The organism is Pseudomonas floridensis, from assembly GCF_002087235.1.
Taxonomy (GTDB): Bacteria; Pseudomonadota; Gammaproteobacteria; order Pseudomonadales; family Pseudomonadaceae; genus Aquipseudomonas; species Aquipseudomonas floridensis.
The window spans coordinates 1-1,159 of sequence record NZ_MUIO01000270.1 but is presented as its reverse complement, the minus strand read 5'-3'; the positions used below and the strand labels follow the sequence as shown (position 1 = coordinate 1,159).

General features: G+C 62.4%; 2 protein-coding genes. Both read right to left on the bottom strand.

Annotated elements, in window-relative coordinates; genetic code table 11:
• Positions 1-308: AFG1/ZapE family ATPase (gene zapE, locus BZK31_RS28835; protein WP_157900847.1), on the bottom strand; the 308-nt coding region annotated here is incomplete at its 3' end.
• Positions 309-355: 47 nt separating this feature from the next.
• Positions 356-1,159, bottom strand: an 804-nt coding sequence (locus BZK31_RS28830; RefSeq protein WP_157900846.1) for a SulP family inorganic anion transporter, incomplete at its 5' end; no start/stop codon positions are given.

The window sequence follows — 1,159 nt, the reverse complement described above, 5'->3', positions numbered from 1 at the left end:
GCCACCACGGTCAGCGGATGCGCAGTGCCGATCAGTTCGAACATGCGCTTGTGCACCCAGCGCATGAAGTGATGAAAATGCTGACGCCGGGCCGGTACGCTGAGGCTTTCGAAAAAGCGGTCCATCAGCCAGGTCTTGCCACGCCCGACCGGTCCCCACAGATAAACGCCCTGCACCCTGGCACGCGGCTCGGCCAGCGCCAGGTAGCAGGCCTGTAACTGCCGGGCAGCCCGCAGTTGCGCCTGATCGGGCTGAAAGCCGCGCTGGACCGCATGTTCATAGGCATCCAGGGGAGACACGGCTTTCATCGATCACACACCTTTGGCAACGGGAAAGACACTGAGCATATACAGGTTCAGGCGTGCTGCACGCCCGCACGCTTGAGCAGACGTTTGCAGCGCTCCGACAAATGCACCACGCGCAAATGCTTGCCCGCCTTGGCGTAACGTTCGCGCAAGGTCTTGAGGGCGGCAATGGCCGAGTAATCGACGAAGCTCAAGTGGCGGCAATCCAGCGTGACCTGCGCAGGATCCTCGGCCGGGTTGAACTGGTCGAGAAACGGCGTGGTCGAGGCGAAGAACAAGGTGCCGTGCAGGTGATAGCTCTTGCTGCCATCAGCTTCGATATGGCTATCGGCATACAGCTCTCGGGCCTGCTGCCAGGCAAAATTGATCGCGGCGATGATGATGCCGAACACCACCGCAGTCGCCAGATCGGTCAACACCGTCACCACGGTCACGGCGATGATCGCCAGCACGTCGTTCACCGGCACCTTACGCAACACCCGCAACGAGGCCCAGGCGAAGGTTTGCTGGGCGACCACGAACATCACGCCCACCAAAGCGGCCAGCGGAATACGCTCGATCAGTGGCGACAGAAACAGCACGAACATCAGGATCATCAGGCCCGCCACGGCGCCGGACACGCGGCCGCGGCCGCCGGAGCTGAGGTTGATCACGGTCTGCCCGATCATCGCGCAACCGCCCATTCCGCCGAAGGCACCGGACACCATGTTGGCGGCGCCCAGCGCCACGCACTCGCGATCCGGATAGCCTCGGGTTTCAGTGATTTCATCGGTGAGGTTCAGGGTCAGCAGGGTTTCCAGCAGGCCTACCATCGCCATCAGCACCGCGTAAGGCGCGATGATGCGCAGGGTTTC